Below are 19,661 nucleotides of genomic sequence, written 5' to 3'. Positions count from 1 at the left end.
AGGATTTTTATCAATAAAACCGAAGTCAATATTTAAGTGTAAATGTTAAAATAATTTCAGTTTATTACTGAAAGCTTATTTTTGTGATACCGACTCAATTTCTATGAAAATCTTTTGGTTCTTATTGATTTATCCTCTATTGGCATTTAGCCAAACAAGTTTTGATGATGTAAAAATGCTTTTTAAAAATAATCAATTTGAAAAAGCAGAAACTTTAATTAGCCAATATCTCAAAACAAACCCTAATAATATAGAAGCCATTGAGCTTTTAGGAGATGCTTACGGACATCAAAAAAAATGGAATGAGGCTATTGATTCTTATAAAAAATTAGTAAAAATAAATCCTAAAAGCGCAAATTATCATTACAAGTACGGAGGTGTTTTGGGCATGAAAGCATTACAAAATAAACTAAAAGCTATTAGCTTTATAGGAGATGTAAAAGCATCATTTATTAAAGCTGCCGAGTTAGATCCCAACCATATAGAAACCCGTTGGGCTTTGGTAGAATTGTACATGCAATTACCCGGAATTATTGGAGGTAGTAAAAGCAAATCGCTACATTATGCAGAAGAGCTAGAAAAACTTTCAAAAGTTGATGGCTATCTAGCCAAAGGCTATATTTATGAGTATGACGACGAACCTGAACAAGCCGAAAAATATTATAAAATGGCAATAAAAGAAGGCGGATCGTTAACCTGTTTTAATAAGTTAACAAAGCTCTACGAAAAAGAGGAAGCGCCCGAAAAAGCTATTAAAAACATACAAGAAGCTCAAAAGAAACATAACCGAAATGCTTTGCATTATCAAATAGGAAAAGTGGCAGCAGAGTATAATGTCGAATTAGAAAAAGGGGAGCAATGTTTAAACACTTATTTAAAAAATTATTCAGAAGCCGATGGCGTTCCAAAAGCATGGGCGCATTACCGGTTGGCACAAATTTATATGCATAAAAACAATAAAACAGAAGCCTTAAAGTATATTGATTTAGCCCTTGCCAAATTGCCAAAAATCAAGATGTTCTATAAGCTAAAGGCGAAAATTTCAAATCTTTAGTATTTGGGCGTTACCTTTCAGGTCGGGCTTTCACTACTCGCTTCCCGAAAAAAACGGGAGAGCTCAAACATTTAGCCTGCGGTGAGCGCAGTCGAACCGTTCAATCCCTAACGCGGGTATATTTGCTGCTTTCAGTCTTAGCTATCACCATTTTCTTTTTAATTTAGAGTCAAAATTCAAACATAAAATATTCGTGTATTCGTGGCAAAAAAGTATATTTGAAGTATTCAAAACAATACCATGAACGTACATTTTATAGCTATTGGAGGTTCTGCCATGCATAATCTAGCCATTGCATTACACAATAAAGGATACCAAGTAACAGGAAGCGACGATACTATTTTTGAACCATCAAAATCTAGATTAGATGTCAAAGGACTCTTGCCAGAAACTTTTGGCTGGTATCCAGAAAAAATAACTCAAAATTTAGATGCTATTGTTTTGGGCATGCATGCAAAAGCTGATAACCCCGAACTTTTAAAAGCTCAAGAATTAGGACTTAAAATTTATTCGTATCCAGAGTTTTTGTACGAACAGTCTAAGCATAAAACTCGTGTGGTTATTGGAGGAAGTCATGGTAAAACAACTATAACTTCTATGATTCTTCACGTTATGCATTATCACGATCGTGATGTTGATTATATGGTAGGTGCGCAGCTTGAAGGTTTTGATGTTATGGTAAAACTTACAGAAGATAATGATTTCATGGTGCTAGAGGGTGATGAGTATTTAAGTTCGCCAATAGATATGCGACCAAAATTTCATTTATACAAGCCCAATATTGCTTTGCTAAGTGGTATAGCTTGGGATCATATTAACGTGTTTCCAACCTACGAGAATTATGTAGAGCAGTTTAGCATTTTTGTCGATTCTATTGTTAACGGAGGAAGTATTAATTACAACGAAGAAGACCCAGAAGTTAAACGCGTTGTTGAAGCTAGCGAAAATACCATTAGAAAAATAGCTTATAAAACTCCAGAATATACCGTTGAAAACGGCGAAACACTTTTAGAAACGCCAGAAGGCGCATTGCCTATCGAAGTATTTGGGAAACATAATCTAAACAATTTAGCAGGCGCTAAGTGGATTTGCCAACATATGGGCATTGATGAAGACGATTTTTACGAAGCCATTGCTACTTTTAAAGGCGCCAGCAAACGTTTAGAAAAAATAGCTGAAACTAAAACCAGTGTTGCCTATAAAGATTTTGCACACTCACCAAGTAAAGTAGAAGCTACTACCAAAGCCGTTAAGGAACAATACCAAAACAGAACCTTGGTTGCCTGTTTAGAACTACATACTTATAGTAGTTTAAATGCTGAATTTTTAAAAGAATACAAAGGCGCATTAGATGCTGCCGATGTTGCAATAGTATTTTATTCTCCACACGCCGTTGAAATTAAAAAACTAGAAGAAGTAACACACAATCAAATATCAAATGCTTTTCAGCGAGACGATTTAATTATTTACACCAATCCAGACGATTTTAAAGCCTTTTTATTCTCGCAAAATTTTGATAATAAAGCTTTGCTTTTAATGAGTTCAGGTAATTATGGTGGTTTGGATTTTGATGCTGTTAAGGAGCTGATTGAGTAATCTATCTAATTTTAAATTGTCATTATTTTCTTGTAACTATTTGGGGACAATTTATACTAATTTAGTATAAATATCTGCCATATGAAATTCAGTAGACTTTTTTATGATTCACGTGTAAGCTTTAAACGTGTTCCAACAAACTGGGTTGTAATTTCTATTATGATTGGTTTATTGTCAACTTTAACGATTTATAGTTTTCTTTGTGCTTTAAATGAGGCTTTTAGATTGTTCTCTTTTGGTTATGATGATACACCACATATCTTCAACAGTTCAGAAAGAAGGTTTTATAATTTATTCTTTGCAGGGTTATCGATAGTTTTTGGAAATTCGATAACTATCCTTTCAATTACTAGTAGACCTTCAAGAGTTATTTCTAGATTAAATCCACTAAGAAAAAGGATTATAAATGATCAAATATTTCTTAATTTTTCTTTCAGTTATTGGTTTGTGAAAATTGGATTTGTTTTTGGAGTTATAACAATGTGTTGTGTTGATATTAACTTTTTACCTTCTTTTAAATTATATGCTTATCTTTTACTTTTTGTATTGTATTTAGAGTCTTGGAAAGCTTTATCTAGGGTTCTTCCAAAGAACCGAATAAAAATACAATTTCTTCATTTAGTAATTCTTATTGTCTTATCATTTGGCTTAAGTTGGGTAAATGTTATTGACTATAAATCTATAGATAAAGGTCTGCTTGAAAACAACCCTATAATCAATTTGCCAAGTTCAAAATTTCATGACGAACCTTTAGGTTGGAGGAATCCAAGAGTTTCCTTTAAAGTAGAATTAGATACCAAAGGAGATTTGGCAATATATACAGAAAGAAGAGAAAGAATAGATTTAAATGAACTTCCAAATATTATTGTACATGAAAGGAAACAATTAAGAGAAGAATTAATTCATTTTATGTTCGTCCAAATTTCGGCTGACAAAAATTTAGATATAAGATATATTAAAAAAATAGAGGCAGAACTAATAAGTATAAACCAAAGTAGAGTTTTATATGTTATTTCTGAAGATACTTTGACTAAAAGCTATGATGTAAATTCAATCAAGTTCAAAATTTCAAAAGGTGTTTTGAGTTTAAAAGACACTACAAATATCCGAATACCATTTTATTTTAACATGCCATATTTTTCTGAAAATCAAATTCCAATGGATACGTTAAGAGTATCTGTAGGAAGTTTAGTGAAAGTGAATAATTCAATAATTTTTGATAAAAAGTTGTCAGAAGAGTTTAAGAATTATATTAATGAAGACGTCCTTTTCGAATATTCTTATCAAAAGGAAGCAACCTATCAAGATTATATTAATGTGTTATCAGCTCATCGTGAAGCAGTAGAAGAGTTGCGTCATAAAAATCAAAAGTTTTTTAAAAAACATAGATGGGATAACTATAAAGATTATCGAGATGAGCAAGATAAACTCAGAATTCAATTTCCAATGCAATTAATTGAAAAATTTGATTAGAAGTTTAACTAAAGAGTGTCGGTTTTTGTTTTTTAATAAGTTTAAAACTTAATTTCCACTCTCATCATAATCAGCCAAAAGCCCATTATGAATCCAATTTGCTAAGGCTTCTCTGTTTTCAAAATTAAGAATTCGTTTTTGGTCTTTCTTATTTTTTATATTACCCAATTCAATATAAACCATGGCTGGCAATGTATTTTTTATTAAATATAGACCTCTTGAGCTTACTGTACCAGCGTATACTCTATTTGGTTGGTGTTCTGTGTATTTTTCTTTAAAAGAATTATGAATGTTTTCGGCTAACCGTTTGCCGCTTTTACTGTTAATATGATGATAGAAAAATACATCAATGTTTTTGCTTTTACTTCGGCTGTCAACATGTGTAACAATTAACCTTTGGTAAGCGCCTTTATGTTTTAAATATAAATTATTGACAGCTTTTGTTCGTTGTCGTAATCTTAATTTTTGATTTCTAGGAATAGTGTTTTCTGGGTAGCAAAATTCGTCATAATCTACTTCTAATATTTTGCCATCACGAATACCATCATTCTTATCTTTAATAATGATATAAACTTTTGCTCCATGAGATATAAGCATCCTCGCTAAACGTAAAGTAACATCATAAGCATATTCGTCTTCAGAAATAAGTTTCCCATTGTATGTTTCTGTGGCTCCTGGGTCTGGACCACCATGTCCAGAAATTAAATAATAAATAGCACCTTTTAGTTTTTTGTTTTCTATTGCAACCGGATTGTATTTTTTTCCAAAAACAGGGTTGTTAACTTTCTCTATTGGTATCATTGTATCAATAGGTTTCTGTGTCGTTTCTTTAGGAATACTAACTATTACAGCTGGCTTTATTGTGTTAATTATTGAGTCTTTTTCAATTCTTGGTAAAATATAGGATTTACCTATTAGTAATCCGTTGTTCGGTTTTAAGTTTTTCTTATTTAGTTTAATAAATTCTTTAAAGTACTTTGTTGGGGCAATACCATTTTTACGAAGTATGGAATAAACGCCATCACCCCTAACTGCAATAACTGTTTTTTGAGGTGTTTGTGCAATTACTAAAATGTTTGTAAAAAGGAAAAAGAAGCAGCAGAATAGTTTTTTAAGCATTTATGAAGTTGTTCTAATTAACTGATGTTAAGTTGTTTTAGTGTCTAGTGATAAACGGATTTAGTTAGGGTTTATTATAAAATCAAGATTTTGAGCTTAGTACAGTTTATGTTTGGTATACCTTTTTAATATCAATTGTTGATTTATAGAATTACAATATTTATCTTTAACAAATGCAAGAAAAGCCATCATCGTTTTCAATAAAGAACTGGAGTCAAGACGATCAACCTCGCGAAAAGTTGCTCTATAAAGGTAAGGCCGCTTTAAGTGATGCTGAGTTGGTTGCTATTTTAATAGGATCGGGTAACAGAGACGAAAGCGCGGTAGCATTATGTAAACGAATTTTAGCAAGTGTTAATAATAATTTAAGCGAATTAGGAAAGCTATCAATTAAGCAGCTTACCGAGTTTAAGGGCATTGGCGAAGCTAAAGCAATAACTATTGCAGCAGCTCTAGAATTAGGAAGACGCCGAAGAGGTGAATTGGCCTTAGATAAAAAGAAAATAACGTCTAGTAATTCGGTTTTCGAACTTATGCAACCTGTTATTGGCGACTTGCAACATGAAGAGTTTTGGGTTATCTATTTAAATAATTCTAATAAGGTTATTCAAAAAAATCAATTAAGTAAAGGTGGAATTACAGGAACCTTGGTTGATGTGCGATTGGTAATAAAAAGTTCGTTAGAGGTTGGTGCTACAGGATTAGTTTTAGCACATAATCATCCATCTGGAGCTTTAAAGCCTAGTGAAGCCGATAAGCATATTACTTCAAAATTAAAAATAGCAGCAGAAAGTTTAGATATAAAAGTATTAGACCATCTTATTATAACCGAAAATGCATACTTTAGTTTTGCCGATGAAGGAATATTATAAATTGATTAACGATATTCTCTCCCTTTGGGAGAGATGTCCAAAGGACAGAGAGGGACTATGCTTTTAGTTTATACACATAAAATAACACCACGCGTAAAATATGTTTTTAAACATATTTGTACCCGAATTTTGGGTGTTGAGGTCTCCTTTACAACAAAAATAGAGGCTTTTATTGCTCATGATAGTTTAAAAATGTCTTATACAAAACAACAGCTGGGTAATGAGTTTTTTGTAAAAAGTCATGATATTTTATTTGAGCAAGGACTAAGTGATGTTGAATTTAATATACACGATTGGGATGCTACAAAATGCTTTTTTTACATAGGCGATAAATGCTCCATGCCGTTTGATATTTTTTCTGCGTCCTTTTATTTGTTATCGCGTTACGAAGAATATTTACCACATGTAAAAGACGAATACGGACGTTTTACAGCTTCTGAAAGTATAGCTTATAAAAACAATTTTTTACATCAACCAGTGGTTGATATTTGGGCCTATAAGTTTAAAGAAGCTTTACAAAATCAATTTCCAGAATATCAATTTTCAGAAAGAACGTATCGCATTAAACCTATTATAGATGTGCCTTGTGCCTACAGTTATAAATTAAAAGGCATAATGAGAACTTTTGGAGGTGCTGTAAAAGATTTGTTTAGGTTAAGGTTTAAAAGTTTGTATTATAGATTCATGGTAATTCTTGGTTTTAAACATGACCCATTTGATACTTTTAAGTATATAATTAATAGACAGAAACAATCAAAGTTTAAGTTTTTGTTTTTCTTCATGATTGGCGATTATTCAACTTACGATAAAGGTATTAACGTTAATAATAAAAAATTTGTTTCACTTATAAAGCATGTGGCAGATTATTGTAAAGTAGGTTTAAAAACGTCATTTTTTGCTATTGATGACGCTGTTATATTGAAAAAGGAAAAAATGCGAATGGAAGATATTATTAACAACCCATTAAAAGCTTCTAGACAGTCGTTTTCAAAACTTAATTTGCCTGAATCTTATAGAAACTATACCGAATTAGAAATTAGAGAAGATTATACCATGGGCTATGTAAATGAAATTGGGTTTAGAGCAGGATCATGCACGCCTTTTTTATTTTACGATTTAGATTATGAAACACAAACACCATTGAAAATTTGTCCATATCATCTTATGGACTATGCGTTTTTAAAAACAAAATCGTTATTAGATAAAAAGAAAGTTTTAAACGAAATTATTAATGAAGTAAAGCAAGTAAACGGTGAGTTTGTTCCTGTGTTTCATAACTATACTTTTAGCGATAAAGAAAGATGGAATGGATTTAAAGAATTGTTTAATATAATTTTAGATTCGGCAAATGAAGAAGCTTAATGGTATTACCGATGTGTTTTTTGATTTAGACCATACACTTTGGGATTTTGATAAAAACTCAGCCTTAACTTTTAATAAAATATTTGAAATAAATAATATAGAAGTTGATTTACAGTATTTTTTATCGCATTATGAACCTATAAATTTAATGTATTGGAAACTTTATAGAGAAGAAAAAATTGAGAAGGAGGCGCTTCGTTTTGGTAGACTAAATGATGCTTTTTTAGCATTAAATCTTCAAGTTGAATCGTCTTTAATTTATAAATTGTCAGATGATTATATAACACACTTAACAAGTTATAATCACTTATTTGATAATACGTTTGAAATACTTGAGTACCTAAGTACAACATACAATCTTCATATAATAACAAATGGATTTGAAGAAGTGCAACATGGTAAATTAACGAAGTCTAATATTCATCATTATTTTAAAACGGTTACAAATTCTGAAATGGTTGGCGTTAAAAAGCCAAATCCTAAAATATTTAACTATGCACTACAATTAGCAAATGCCGATGTTAGTAAAAGTGTTATGATTGGAGATAATTATGAAGCCGATATTTTAGGAGCTTTAGATATAGGAATGGATGTCATTTTTTTTGATGTTAATAATGTGACATTAGATAATAATTTGAAACAAATTAATGCGCTTTTAGATTTGAAAAAGTATTTGTAAATCGAAAATAAAAGTTAATTATCTCGTTTAGATGAGATGATTTTATAATTTAACAGACACAAAGTGTATATTTACATTTAGGTTTTAACTATATATTTAATAAAAATGAAGACTAAGTTTTTTTCTTTACTTGTTACATGCTTAATTGTAACTTCTGTATTTGCACAAGCCAATTTAAACAATTACAAATATGTGATTGTTCCAACAAAATATGATTTTTTAAAAGAGAGTAATCAATATCAATTAAATGCATTAACTAAATTTTTGTTTAATAAATATGGATTTGAAACTTTGATGGAAGGTGATGAATACCCTGAAGATTTGGTAAGAAACAGATGTTTGGCATTACGATCTAATGTTACAAAAGATAATGGGCTTTTTAAAACGAAATTATTAGTGACATTAAAAGGCTGTAATGATCAAGTTGTTTATACATCTGAAGTAGGGGAGAGTAGGGAGAAGGAATATAAAAAGGCTTATACAGAAGCACTTCGTAATGCCTTTAAGTCTATTGAAGCTGCTAATTACAAGTATGAACCAAAAGCTGAAGATGTAGTTGTAGTATCAACAAAGAAAGAAGTTAAAGCTGAAACTTCTGAAGAAATAAAAAAGTTAAAAGAAGAAATTCAAACTCTTAAAAAAGAAAAGAAAGCTGAGGTTGTTGAAGAGGTTGAAGAAGCTGTTGTTGAAATAGTAGAAGAGGTTCCTGTAGAAAAAGTAGAGCCTAAAGAAGTAGCTGTAAAAAAAGTAGCATCTAATGTTTTATATGCTCAGGAAATTGAAAATGGTTTTCAGTTAGTTGATAGCTCTCCAAAAGTGGTTTATAAAATTAAGAAAACAAGTATGAAGGATGTTTTTTTAGTTATAAATAAAAACGGTACGTTATCTAAAAAGGGTACTGATTGGGTTTTAGAATATTACGAGAATGATGTTTTAAAGCAAGAAGTTCTAAATATTAAATTTTAATATAAAGTTTATTTTGTAACGTGATGTTGCGTTAGGGATTGCAGTGAAAATCCTTTTGCTTTTCGCAAAAGATTGTAGCGGAAAGCCCGACCCTTGGGGTAACGCCCAAAAATTAATAACCGTATTTATCTTTCCAACGTTGTTTTAAAAACTCGCGGTGTGCATTTTCTCTAGCATTATTACCAGGTTCGTAAAATGTGGTGTTTTTAATACTGTCTGGTAGAAATTCTTGCTCTGCAAAGTTGTTTTCGTAATTATGCGAATATTTATAATCATCTCCATAACCAAGCTCTTTCATTAACTTTGTTGGTGCATTTCTAATACCTAATGGTACCGATAAATCGCCTGTTTGTTTTACCAATTGTTGCGCATTGCCAATAGCTGTGTAAGCTGCATTACTTTTGGGTGAGCATGCCAGATAAGTTGCACATTGACTTAATATAATTCTGGATTCTGGATAGCCAATAGTAGAAACCGCCTGAAAGGTATTATTTGCAATAACCAAAGCCGTGGGGTTGGCATTTCCAATATCTTCGCTGGCAGCAATAAGTAAGCGTCTCGCAATAAATTTAACATCTTCGCCACCTTCAATCATCCGTGCTAACCAATAAACCGCAGCGTTGGGGTCGCTACCACGAATAGATTTTATGAATGCCGAAATAATATCGTAATGTTGTTCGCCCGTTTTATCGTAACGTACCGTATTGTTTTGAATTTTTTGTAAAACACGGTCGTCTGTAATAATAACAGAATCTGAACCTTCAGAGTTTACAATCAGTTCAAAAATATTTAAAAGCTTTCTTGCATCACCGCCTGAAAGTCTTATTAAGGCGCTTGTTTCTTTTAGTTTTATGTCTTTTTTGGATAAGAGTTCGTCTTTTTCTATAGCACGCTTTAAAAGGGTTTCTAAATCGGTTTTATCAAATGCATTTAAAATGTAAACTTGACAGCGAGAAAGCAATGCGGGAATAACTTCAAAACTTGGGTTTTCGGTTGTTGCTCCAACTAAAGTCACCCAACCTTTTTCTACAGCTTGTAATAACGAATCTTGTTGTGATTTACTAAATCTATGAATCTCATCAATAAATAAAATAGGGTTTTTGGTGGTAAATAAACCACCACTTTGCTTTGCTTTTTCAATAACATCTCGAATATCTTTTACTCCGGAATTTATGGCACTAAGGGTGTAAAAGGGTCTGCCAGATTCGGATGCAATAATATTGGCAAGTGTTGTTTTTCCAATACCAGGTGGTCCCCAAAAAATCATGGATGGAATTAAACCTTGTTTTATATGCTGCGTTAATGTACCGCTTTCTCCAACTAGGTGTGTTTGACTAATATAGTCTTCTAGAGTTTTGGGTCTTAATCGTTCCGCTAAAGGTTCATTCACATTCATAATGTAAAATTAAAGATTTATTCCTGTGTAAACAGAAATCTTTTAAAGAATTTGGATAATTAATGGTTGTATTTGTTTTGGAAGTATCCTTAAAAGATAATCCCTCACGCGGGTATATCTGCCAATTTAGCACCAAATACTAAGTTGGTTAACTATTTGCTATATTTAGTGTAATGAAACAACACGAACATTTTAAATTCTCGACAGGCGTTGTTGGGTATCCCATTTTTTTTGTGCTAACTATTTGGTTAGTATTTTGGTTTGAGGTGCGTTTTGGTTTCAATTTTAGTAAGTACGGCGTGTATCCTCAAACAATAAAAGGATTACGCGGTATTCTTTTTAGTCCGTTTATTCATGGAGATATTACACACATATATCATAATACAATTCCGTTATTTGTGCTATCAATGGCTTTGTTTTATTTCTATAGACCCATTGCTTGGAAAGTTATTCTTTTAGGAATTTTATTTTCAGGTTTTTTAACTTGGTGTATTGGGAGGCCATCCTATCATATAGGAGCAAGCGGACTTATTTATGTATTGGTAAGTTTTACCTTTTTTAAAGGTGTTTTTGCTAAACATTATCGGTTAATAGCATTGTCTCTTTTAGTTATCTTTCTTTACGGAAGTATGATTTGGGGTATTACTCCAATTAAAGAAGAGATTTCATGGGAAGGTCATTTATCGGGTTTAATAACAGGGCTTTTATTTGCTCTGTTTTTTCGGAAGCAAATAGCAAAACCAAAAAAATATATTTGGGAACAGGAACATTATAATGAAGCTAACGATCCGTTTTTAAAACATTTTGATGCAGATGGAAACTTTATAGAATCTATTGAACCAGAAATAGAGGAGGAGCAAGCACCTACAATAAATTATACTTATAAAGAAAATAAAGATTAGCGACGTTGTCTTACTGCTTCATATAAAAAAGCACCACAAGCAACTGATACATTTAAAGATTCTATATCTCCTAACAAGGGTAACTTTGCTTTAGCATCTACAACTTTTAAAGTAGAGGGATTTATACCTCTATCTTCAGAACCCATAATAATTGCACAAGGTTCTTTAAAAGAAACATCGTATAAGGTGTTGTCTGTTTTCTCGGTAGCAGCAATTACTTTGATTTCTGATGCTTGCATAAAAAACACAGCATCTTTAATATGATCTACTTTACAAATTGGAATTTTAAAAACAGCACCTGCACTTGTTTTAATAGTATCTCCATTTACAGGAGCACCACCTTTTTTCTGGATAATAATGCCGTCAACACCAGTGCATTCTGCAGTTCTAATGATAGCACCAAAATTACGTACATCGCTTAATTGGTCAAGCAATAAAAACAGAGGAGTTTTGCCAGATTCAAAAACACTAGTAACTAACGTTTCCATATCATGAAAAGCAATAGGTGATATTTGTGCCACAGCACCTTGGTGATTACTTCTTGTTAATCTGTTGAGTTTTTCAACAGGAACATAAGATGAGTTAATACTGTTTTTTCTTAATACACTTTCTAATTCACTAAACAGTTCTCCTTTTAATCCTTTTTGAAGGAATACCTTATCAATTGTTTTACCCGCATTTATAGCTTCAATAATAGCTCTAATACCAAAAATTTGTGTTTGTTCTTGCATGGGGTAAAGGTATAAAAAAAACCACCTCGGTAGAGGTGGTTTTTTAGTATATTCTTTTATTGGCAATTCCCAATATTTGGATTTATTTCTATTGGATTACCTGCTGATAGGTCTTTATTTTGAAAAGCAGGATAATCTTTGCTATATTTTAATGCTCTAAAAACAGCGATATCTAAGCCTTCTTCTCCTTGACTTAATATACCATTTGCAGAGTCTGGATTAATATATTCCCAAACTTTTTGTCCAACTTCATTAATTTCAAAAAAGCGCCCCATTTGTCCTTCACATATTATAGTGTTTCCATTTGGTAAACGTTGTGCACTTGAAATAATTTCTGAGAAGAAATTACCAATGTCTTTGTATTCCCATTCGGCACTGATTGGTCCATATGGGGACCCAGAATTAAATAAGTAGTTACCAAAACTATCCTTTAAAGGATTAATTATGTTAACAGTTGAGTAATCTCCATCTGGACGATCTAATCCATTATTGAAAATTAAAATCTTACCCCCGTCTGTATAATTATCTGGTATCCAATGAGGGTAATGTTGTCCAAATAAAGTTCTATCATTTTTTGTTCCTAATTTATAAGCTGCAGGATTGCCCCACCTATAAAGTATATCACCTCCTTTACCTTTATTTCCACCAATATGCGTTGCAGCTTCAGAGGTAGTCGTTGAATGATCAATAATAAAAAATTCACTAGTGCCTTGAAAACTTATAATTATTTCATCTAAATGCTCGTTATATTGGATTGAATTTGCATGTAACCAATCAGCTTTTGATCCAGACCTACCAACAAAGTTGATATCTAATAATTGAGGGTTTTCGCTTACAATTCCAAAATTAGCTTTTTTATTATCAAAATCTTGAATTAAATGATCCCAAATATTCCATTCCCAAACTATGTTTATATCATTACTCCCAACACGTTCTATTTCTATTATTTGTTCATTGTATAATTCATTTGTAGCCATGGTTTCAGGATCTCTCCCTATTGCAATAGATTCTGTTCCAGTTTTTATTGAGGCTATTAATAATAGTATATTACCGTTTTTCATTGGAATAGCATCATGATGGTGACTAAATTGATTAGAAGAGTATTCGTAGCTCCATATAAGATTGTTATTCCAATCAAATAATTCTATAACCCCTCCTATACCTCCAATTTTTATATTCGGATTTAGTATTTCACCAGACCTTAAAATAGAGCCATCTTCTAATAAATAAACTGATTTTCCAGAAAAATAATTGCTTGTCCATTGGTTTAATACTTCACCACAATTATTTATTAAGTATGTATTCTTTGATTTGGATGGAGTAAATAATGTATAGCCATCATAAATCCCTTTTTCATTTGTTATTACTCCTATAGTATTTGAAATAGGTATTTCTATGTCTATATCTGGTTGTTGTTTTTTTTCTTGGTTTAGAGGGATGTTATTATCTCTTGTACAAGAAGTAAATAATAAAGAAGTTAAAAGAAGATATAATGAATAATAAAATTTCATTCTAAACATTTTTTATAAAGATACAATAGTTAATTATTTTATAAAAAAAAAGCCATCCAAAAAGATATGGATGACTTTTATATAAAACTAAATTCTAATATTTATTCATCTTCTCTAAAACCTGTTCTTTTATGTCCATAATACTCAAATACTCGAGTTGGAACATCTGAAAAAACAGCTTTAAAATAGATACTATCAGTTACAGTTCCACTAGGAGCTGTAGTTCCATTTTTTACAAATACTCCATCTGTAATAGTAACTGTAACATCATAATATAACTCTGCTAAGTTTTCTCCAGAAAAAGCTAATTCAGATTCGTTAAAATTAACTTTAGATTTTAAACCCCATCCACTTTCCAAATCATCTAACCAGAATTCTGTAGCTATATTAGCAGATGTGTTATATGTACTTATATGTCCATGACTAAATTCAGATCCATCTCTTAAAATGTCTACAGTCCAGTCGCCTGCTATATTAACCAAAGCTGTTGCTCCAGGATCGGGATTTCCACCTTCATCACAAGCAATAAATGATGTGATTAAAAATGCACTTAGAAGTAGTGCTTTAAATTTATTTTTAAATATTTTCATTTCTATATTGTTTTATTTATGGTGTTATTTTAACTAATTCTACAGGAAAACCAAAAGCATAATTATCTAAAGTTCCTGTCCAGTTCATTGTTCTTCCATCTGCAGAGATGGTTCCTCCACTCATAGATACTGGACCAAAACCAATAGTACTACCAGTTGAAGTTACTGTTCCTGCTGATATATCAACTGTAATTACTGCATCTGCACCATAATTTGGACCGTAATTATTTGTACTTTGTTCATAATAACCTCCTAAAATATCTGTGCAATTAAAATTTCCGTCAGATCTAGTTGACACAAGAATAGGGCTTTCAATTCCTCTAGTTGTTCTTCTTCCCCAGTAAACTCCAGCAACTGTTCCATTGTTTTCATAAACAATTACTGTTCTAAAAGCTACAGCTTCAAAACCATCGCTGTTTTCAACTGAATAATTTACAGTATAAAATCCAGGCGTACTATTATCAACATTACTAGATGTTTGAAATTCAACAGGCGCTCCTGCAACTGAAGCTGATGCCCCAGGATCTGCAAAAGTTCCCCCTAATTCTAAAAACATAACAGGATCTCCTTTTGCCGAAATTTCAGGAAAAACAGTTACTTTTGATACATCACCAGTTGTATCAGTAGTACAAGAACTCAAAAAGAGTGTTGTAATACAAACTAAACTCATTAATATTTTTTTCATAATTTCTCTTTTTTTTTATTATTTATTCCACCAAATTGGTGTAGTAATAGGTGCCACTGCTGGAGCATTTGCATTTCTAGACGTTTCCGTGTTAGGATATAATAAGCGTTGAGGAAAACCATTTCCAAGAACACCAGTTACTGAAACTGCAAATTCACCAGGAACATAACCAACATCTGTTTGTGGAACAGAAGATGTAGCAGGTATACCAGTTCTATGCCATTCAAAGAAGGCTTCTGCTCCATTTCCAGGATAACTTGCTAACCACTTTTGAGTAATTATAGCTGTAAGTTTATCATCAAATGTACCTGTAGGATATTCATAAACTCCAGAAGGAGCAGTATAAGTTGAACCATCTAATGTCCATTTGTTAAAATTTTCTGCAATAGCTGCATCATATAAGGCTTTTGCTCCAGAACCACTTTTGTAGCGTTCCATAGCTTCTGCTTGCATAAATAAGCTTTCTTCAAGGCTTATAAAATAAACAGGAGTCTCAGGATGTAATATTGAAACAGCAACAGAACTTGGAGACGCAGTACTATCATAATCTCCTTGATCTAATGAATTACCTGGAGAATAGTATAAAGAAATTCTTTCATCACTATTAGCTGTTAAATATGAATGCATAGTTGTACTAGCTCTCAAATTTAGTGTAGTATTTAATTGTCTTTTGTCTGACTCATATAAAGGATTACTCAAATTTGGTGCATCTGTAAAACCTGTCAAAGATGCGTCTACATCTAAGAAAGGAGCATTTGAGTTTAACAATGCAGTAATTCCTGCTTGAGCAACTGATGGCCTAGCTTCGGTTTGGCGTAAAAATATTTTTAATTTAAGTGTATTAGCAAATTTAACCCAATTGGTCATATCGCCACCAAAAATTAAATCATCTGCTCCTGGTGCTTTACCTTCAGATGTTCCTAAATTATAACCTAAAGCTTTATCAAGGTCTGAAATCATTAAATCGTAAACATCCTGTCCTGAATCAAAATTTGGTTGAAATATTTCAGGGTTATTAGCCTCAGTATATGGAATGTCTCCGTACCAATCAACTAACATTTGAGATAAATAACATTCTAAAGTAGTTGCTATTAAGTAATAATTCCAGTTTTCTCCTTCTAAAGCATTCGCTTTAATGTTTCTAATATCTAATAAGCCATCATAAGCAGCATTCCAACTACCTGTAGAAATACCGTCAGTAGTTCCTAGTGTATAATTATCAATTACTCTATATTGACTTGAAGATAAACTTTGTGCCCACATTTGAGACCAAATACCTCCAATTATTGCCCAGTTAGCTCCTTGAACACCTGCGACTGCTGTTATACTTGCTGGTAATTCAACATCAAGTGCTAAATCTGCTGGCGTTAAAGAATCTGGGTCTCTGTTTATATCTAATTGCGTTTCGCAAGAAAATAAAATTCCAAATCCAATTAATACTAATATTATTTTTTTCATTGTTATTTTTTTTATTTGTTAAAATGTCATTTTTAAAGACATACCATAAGTTCTTTGTGCTGGGTTTGCAGAGAACTCTCCAAACTCACTTGCTAAATCACTACCAAAAGTAGATAGTTCAGGATCTACATACGGATTCTCATTTGGTGTCCATAACATTAAGTTTTTACCATATACACTAAATGTGATATTTTGAAAACCAGTAGCATCTATAATTTTAGACGGTAAACTATAAGATAAAGATAAATCACGTAGTCTAATAAATGTTTTGTCTATAACATGGTTTGTTGCCTCAGTACTAGGGTTATTACTAGAACTATAATAACCAGTAACTGCACCAAAATCAATAGCAGTATTATTTTCTACATATGTAGCAGGAGTTAAAACACTACCATCTGGATTTAATACAGCAGGAGTATCAACATTTACTGAACTAGGTACAATAAACGGGTTTCGTTCATTATAAGTTGTTGCAATTGAATTCCCAGTAAACCCTAATAATCTTGAAGTGTAAGAGTACATTAATCCACCTTCTTTCCAGTCGAATGCAAAAGATAATCTTAAGTTTTTATACTTAAATGTATTTTGAAGTCCCATAACAAAATCTCTTTGAGATGACCCTAAGTCTTGCTCATCAGTAGTTTGTAGTGGAATACCTGTGTTAGGGTCTACAACAACTTGACCTGCATCATTTAGTAAAGGGGTTCTACCTTGGAATATTCCAAGAGGTTGACCTTTAATTGCATAAAAATTAATATTGTATGCTCCATTAATTAGGAATTTATCAATTCCATCAGGAAGTTTTGTTACTTCATTTTCGTTTTTTGTAAACGTGTAATCTATATTCCAACTAAAATTATTAGTTTTTATTGGAACTAACCCAATAGCTGCTTCAATACCTTTATTTTCAATGTCAATAAAGTTTCCTACAATAGTTCCATAACCAGTTGATGGAGGTAATTGTTGTCCAATAATAACACCATCAGTAGCCTTATTGTAGTAAGTTATATCAGCTTTTACTCTGTTATTAAAAAACGAACCTTCAATACCAAATTCATATTCATCAGTAAATTCAGGTTCAATACCTTTATTTCCTAATGTTCTTCCTATTTCAAAAGAGTTTAAACCATTAAAAGGGAAGTTTATAGATCCAAAATATGCACCTGCTACACCTTGGGTAGCTGTACTTTCTGTACTGTAAATTGGAGCTCCATTAGCTAATTGAGAAAAACCTGCACGTAATTTTAAAAAGTGAGTTCCATTATCAATAGCTATGGCACTTAAGTTTACAGAAGGATAAAAATATGAATTATTTCCAATAGCTAATGTTGAAGTCCACTCGTTTCTTCCAGTTAAATTTAAGAAAAGACGATCTTTATATGATAATGTTGCAGTACTAAATACAGAGAAGTTCGCTGATTTTGAATCAGCTTGCCCTGTTACTGGTAGTACAGCAGAGTTAGAAATTTCATAAAAATTTGGAATATCTAAATTTGTAACTGATACTGCTAAAGAAGTACTAGTTATTTTTCGTTGAGTTGCACCTAGAGATGCTTCTAAACCAAAATCTTCATTTAATTCCGTATTATAATCTAGACTAAAAAAGTTTTCATAACGTCTTGTTTGATACGATGATTCACCAACTCCTCCTACTATTTCTGAAGTCCCTAAAAGGTTTTGAGCACTTCCTGGAGTGTATTTTACTACTGCACCGTGAGTATGTGTGCCTCCATTTATAATATCAGCTCCTAATTGAAGTGTTGCAGATAAATTTGGTAAAATATCATAAGATAAGTTAATGTTTCCATATACACGATCACGTCTTATTCTTGTAGAATTTTCTTTTATTGTCCAATAAGGGTTTTGAGAGTATGGAGTATAAAACCAATCATTTGAGTTGAAAATATTATTTTCATAATCTTCTAAATCAATTAAACTAATACCTCTTGGTATTTGTAATAATTCTTGCATAAAAACATTTCCTTGACCTGCTGCGTCACCTTGTCCAGTGTTTACAGCGTTTTGACGAGTTTGAGCGTAATTAGCAGATACTCTTGCCCTCAATCTTCCATCAGTAATACCAGCGTTTAAACTTAAAGTTTTCTTTTTAAATCCATCTGCATCTGTAGGTATTACCCCATCTGTATCTTGTTTAGAGAAAATTAATGAAAAATCAGACATTTCTCCTCCTCCACTTAACCTTAGTGAATTAGAGTAAGTATTTCCTATGTCATAAAAATCTCGGATGTTATTTTCAAGATTCACATAAGGTTTTATTTGTTGACTGTTGTCTACTATTTGTCCCCAAATACGAACTTGACCATTAAAAGCAGGTCCCCATGATCCATTTTCATTTGTTGCACCTGATCCGCCAGTTGGTAAACCTGATGAATCACTACCATTCCATCCTTGTCCCCATTTTTGTTGTAAATGTGGTACTCTTGCAACTTCAAGGAAATCTATAGAACTAGATAATTCAACTTTAAGCTTTTGACCAGCACGACCTTTTTTAGTCGTAATAATGATAGCTCCATTAGAAGCTCTTGAACCATATAAAGCTGATGCAGGACCACCTTTTAGTATGTTAATGCTTTCAATTGCATTAGGATCTAAATCATTTACATTTGTTCCTCCATCATATGATCTGTTTATACCAGTACTTGCATTAGATGCAGATGAAATTGGCGTACCATCTATAACATATAAAGGACCGTTGTTTCCCAATGTGCTAAAGCCTCTTAATATAACTTTGGCTGAGGCTCCAGGCTGTGCAGGAGCTGTAATATCAACACCAGCAACTTTACCCGAAAGACTTTCAAGAGGGTTGGTTGTACTTACTGATGTAATTGTCTCATTGTCTACAGCAGTTGCAGAATAACCTAGTGATCTTTTTTGCTTTGTTTTACCAAAAGCAGTTACAACAACCTCTTCTAAAGACTCTGCATCTTCTGTCATTGTAACATTAATTGTGTTTGAAGTACCAACAGCTACCTCTTTGGTTGTGTACCCAACAAAACTATATACAAGAGTTGCACCTTGATTTGCTTTAATTGAATATTTACCATCAAAATCAGTTGAAGTACCAGAAGTAGTACCTTTTACTAAGACTGTTGCTCCAGGAAGAGGTAAGCCAGAATCATCTGATACCTTACCTGAAATTGTCTTTTCTTGCGCAAACGTTAGTTGCACGACAAACGCTAGTAATAGCGTTAGAATTCCACTAAACTTTGTTTTCATTTTATAATTATTTGAATTAGTCAATGCCAA

16 protein-coding genes are annotated in these 19,661 nt (G+C 32.1%); 8 read left to right on the top strand and 8 right to left on the bottom strand.

Going from position 1 to position 19,661, the window contains the following annotated elements:
* Positions 1 to 103: 103 nt before the first annotated feature.
* The 3 genes from ACH5TX_RS08725 to ACH5TX_RS08715 all read left to right on the top strand — a co-directional run bounded on the left by ACH5TX_RS08725 (position 104) and on the right by ACH5TX_RS08715 (position 4,123).
* Positions 104 to 1,054: a tetratricopeptide repeat protein gene (locus ACH5TX_RS08725; RefSeq protein WP_439339117.1), complete on the top strand. Its 951-nt coding sequence runs from the start codon at positions 104 to 106 to the stop codon at positions 1,052 to 1,054.
* A 240-nt stretch (positions 1,055 to 1,294) separates the two neighbouring features.
* A complete protein-coding gene (locus tag ACH5TX_RS08720; protein WP_439339116.1) occupies positions 1,295 to 2,650 on the top strand; it encodes a UDP-N-acetylmuramate--L-alanine ligase in 1,356 nt (451 codons plus the stop codon).
* An 81-nt stretch (positions 2,651 to 2,731) separates the two neighbouring features.
* The gene (locus ACH5TX_RS08715; protein ID WP_439339115.1) at positions 2,732 to 4,123 is read left to right on the top strand and encodes a hypothetical protein; all 1,392 of its coding nucleotides are present in this window, start codon (positions 2,732 to 2,734) and stop codon (positions 4,121 to 4,123) included.
* Between the two features lie 48 nt (positions 4,124 to 4,171).
* Here ACH5TX_RS08715 and ACH5TX_RS08710 read toward each other — a convergent pair whose 3' ends face one another.
* A complete protein-coding gene (locus ACH5TX_RS08710) occupies positions 4,172 to 5,242 on the bottom strand; it encodes an N-acetylmuramoyl-L-alanine amidase family protein (RefSeq protein WP_439339114.1) in 1,071 nt (356 codons plus the stop codon).
* Between the two features lie 173 nt (positions 5,243 to 5,415).
* Between ACH5TX_RS08710 and radC the strand changes: the two genes are divergently transcribed.
* From radC to ACH5TX_RS08690, 4 genes are all read left to right on the top strand, one after another.
* A complete protein-coding gene (gene radC / locus ACH5TX_RS08705) occupies positions 5,416 to 6,114 on the top strand; it encodes a RadC family protein (protein WP_439339113.1) in 699 nt (232 codons plus the stop codon).
* Between the two features lie 57 nt (positions 6,115 to 6,171).
* Positions 6,172 to 7,476, top strand: coding sequence for a polysaccharide deacetylase family protein (locus ACH5TX_RS08700; protein ID WP_439339112.1), 1,305 nt, complete (start codon positions 6,172 to 6,174; stop codon positions 7,474 to 7,476).
* Complete coding sequence (locus tag ACH5TX_RS08695; RefSeq protein ID WP_439339111.1) at positions 7,463 to 8,155, top strand: YjjG family noncanonical pyrimidine nucleotidase; 693 nt, start codon at positions 7,463 to 7,465, stop codon at positions 8,153 to 8,155. Before ACH5TX_RS08700 ends, ACH5TX_RS08695 begins: the two co-directional genes overlap by 14 nt.
* Positions 8,156 to 8,260: 105 nt before the next feature.
* Positions 8,261 to 9,121 carry a hypothetical protein gene (locus ACH5TX_RS08690; RefSeq protein WP_439339110.1) on the top strand — a complete coding sequence of 287 codons (861 nt, stop codon included), beginning with the start codon at positions 8,261 to 8,263 and terminating at the stop codon, positions 9,119 to 9,121.
* Between the two features lie 112 nt (positions 9,122 to 9,233).
* Here the strand turns inward: ACH5TX_RS08690 and ACH5TX_RS08685 are convergent, their stop codons facing one another.
* A complete protein-coding gene (locus tag ACH5TX_RS08685; protein WP_439339161.1) occupies positions 9,234 to 10,511 on the bottom strand; it encodes a replication-associated recombination protein A in 1,278 nt (425 codons plus the stop codon).
* 179 nt (positions 10,512 to 10,690) lie between these two features.
* On the opposite strand from ACH5TX_RS08685, the gene ACH5TX_RS08680 reads away from it, so the two are divergent.
* Positions 10,691 to 11,419, top strand: coding sequence for a rhomboid family intramembrane serine protease (locus ACH5TX_RS08680; RefSeq protein WP_439339109.1), 729 nt, complete (start codon positions 10,691 to 10,693; stop codon positions 11,417 to 11,419).
* Here ACH5TX_RS08680 and rlmB read toward each other — a convergent pair.
* From rlmB to ACH5TX_RS08650, 6 genes are all read right to left on the bottom strand, one after another.
* Positions 11,416 to 12,150, bottom strand: coding sequence for a 23S rRNA (guanosine(2251)-2'-O)-methyltransferase RlmB (gene rlmB, locus ACH5TX_RS08675; RefSeq protein WP_439339108.1), 735 nt, complete (start codon positions 12,148 to 12,150; stop codon positions 11,416 to 11,418). The two genes, ACH5TX_RS08680 and rlmB, sit on opposite strands and share 4 nt — an antisense overlap.
* 56 nt (positions 12,151 to 12,206) lie before the next feature.
* Complete coding sequence (locus ACH5TX_RS08670; RefSeq protein ID WP_439339107.1) at positions 12,207 to 13,661, bottom strand: aryl-sulfate sulfotransferase; 1,455 nt, start codon at positions 13,659 to 13,661, stop codon at positions 12,207 to 12,209.
* Positions 13,662 to 13,762: 101 nt separating this feature from the next.
* Complete coding sequence (locus ACH5TX_RS08665) at positions 13,763 to 14,251, bottom strand: lipid-binding protein (protein WP_439339106.1); 489 nt, start codon at positions 14,249 to 14,251, stop codon at positions 13,763 to 13,765.
* 16 nt (positions 14,252 to 14,267) lie between these two features.
* The gene (locus tag ACH5TX_RS08660) at positions 14,268 to 14,936 is read right to left on the bottom strand and encodes a BT_2262 family domain-containing protein (RefSeq protein WP_439339105.1); all 669 of its coding nucleotides are present in this window, start codon (positions 14,934 to 14,936) and stop codon (positions 14,268 to 14,270) included.
* 18 nt (positions 14,937 to 14,954) lie between these two features.
* Complete coding sequence (locus tag ACH5TX_RS08655) at positions 14,955 to 16,394, bottom strand: SusD/RagB family nutrient-binding outer membrane lipoprotein (protein WP_439339104.1); 1,440 nt, start codon at positions 16,392 to 16,394, stop codon at positions 14,955 to 14,957.
* A gap of 18 nt (positions 16,395 to 16,412) precedes the next feature.
* On the bottom strand, positions 16,413 to 19,631 hold the full coding sequence (locus ACH5TX_RS08650; RefSeq protein WP_439339103.1) for a SusC/RagA family TonB-linked outer membrane protein: 3,219 nt from the start codon (positions 19,629 to 19,631) through the stop codon (positions 16,413 to 16,415).
* Between the last annotated feature and the right edge of the window lie 30 nt (positions 19,632 to 19,661).

The organism is Thalassobellus citreus (assembly GCF_044385915.1).
Classification (GTDB): Bacteria; Bacteroidota; Bacteroidia; order Flavobacteriales; family Flavobacteriaceae; genus Thalassobellus; species Thalassobellus citreus.
Note: the sequence above shows the minus strand (reverse complement) of the source record. Positions and strands in the feature narration are given on the sequence as shown.

What these genes read in the sequence shown, in the direction of transcription:
- ACH5TX_RS08695 (WP_439339111.1), top strand. Translation starts at nt 7,463, where the DNA reads ATGAAGAAGCTTAATGGTATTACCGATGTGTTTTTTGATTTAGACCAT.
- ACH5TX_RS08665 (WP_439339106.1), bottom strand. Translation starts at nt 14,251, where the DNA reads ATGAAAATATTTAAAAATAAATTTAAAGCACTACTTCTAAGTGCATTT.
- ACH5TX_RS08690 (WP_439339110.1), top strand. Translation starts at nt 8,261, where the DNA reads ATGAAGACTAAGTTTTTTTCTTTACTTGTTACATGCTTAATTGTAACT.
- ACH5TX_RS08660 (WP_439339105.1), bottom strand. Translation starts at nt 14,936, where the DNA reads ATGAAAAAAATATTAATGAGTTTAGTTTGTATTACAACACTCTTTTTG.
- ACH5TX_RS08715 (WP_439339115.1), top strand. Translation starts at nt 2,732, where the DNA reads ATGAAATTCAGTAGACTTTTTTATGATTCACGTGTAAGCTTTAAACGT.
- rlmB (WP_439339108.1), bottom strand. Translation starts at nt 12,150, where the DNA reads ATGCAAGAACAAACACAAATTTTTGGTATTAGAGCTATTATTGAAGCT.
- ACH5TX_RS08725 (WP_439339117.1), top strand. Translation starts at nt 104, where the DNA reads ATGAAAATCTTTTGGTTCTTATTGATTTATCCTCTATTGGCATTTAGC.
- ACH5TX_RS08655 (WP_439339104.1), bottom strand. Translation starts at nt 16,394, where the DNA reads ATGAAAAAAATAATATTAGTATTAATTGGATTTGGAATTTTATTTTCT.
- ACH5TX_RS08680 (WP_439339109.1), top strand. Translation starts at nt 10,691, where the DNA reads ATGAAACAACACGAACATTTTAAATTCTCGACAGGCGTTGTTGGGTAT.
- ACH5TX_RS08650 (WP_439339103.1), bottom strand. Translation starts at nt 19,631, where the DNA reads ATGAAAACAAAGTTTAGTGGAATTCTAACGCTATTACTAGCGTTTGTC.
- ACH5TX_RS08700 (WP_439339112.1), top strand. Translation starts at nt 6,172, where the DNA reads ATGCTTTTAGTTTATACACATAAAATAACACCACGCGTAAAATATGTT.
- ACH5TX_RS08710 (WP_439339114.1), bottom strand. Translation starts at nt 5,242, where the DNA reads ATGCTTAAAAAACTATTCTGCTGCTTCTTTTTCCTTTTTACAAACATT.
- radC (WP_439339113.1), top strand. Translation starts at nt 5,416, where the DNA reads ATGCAAGAAAAGCCATCATCGTTTTCAATAAAGAACTGGAGTCAAGAC.
- ACH5TX_RS08670 (WP_439339107.1), bottom strand. Translation starts at nt 13,661, where the DNA reads ATGAAATTTTATTATTCATTATATCTTCTTTTAACTTCTTTATTATTT.
- ACH5TX_RS08720 (WP_439339116.1), top strand. Translation starts at nt 1,295, where the DNA reads ATGAACGTACATTTTATAGCTATTGGAGGTTCTGCCATGCATAATCTA.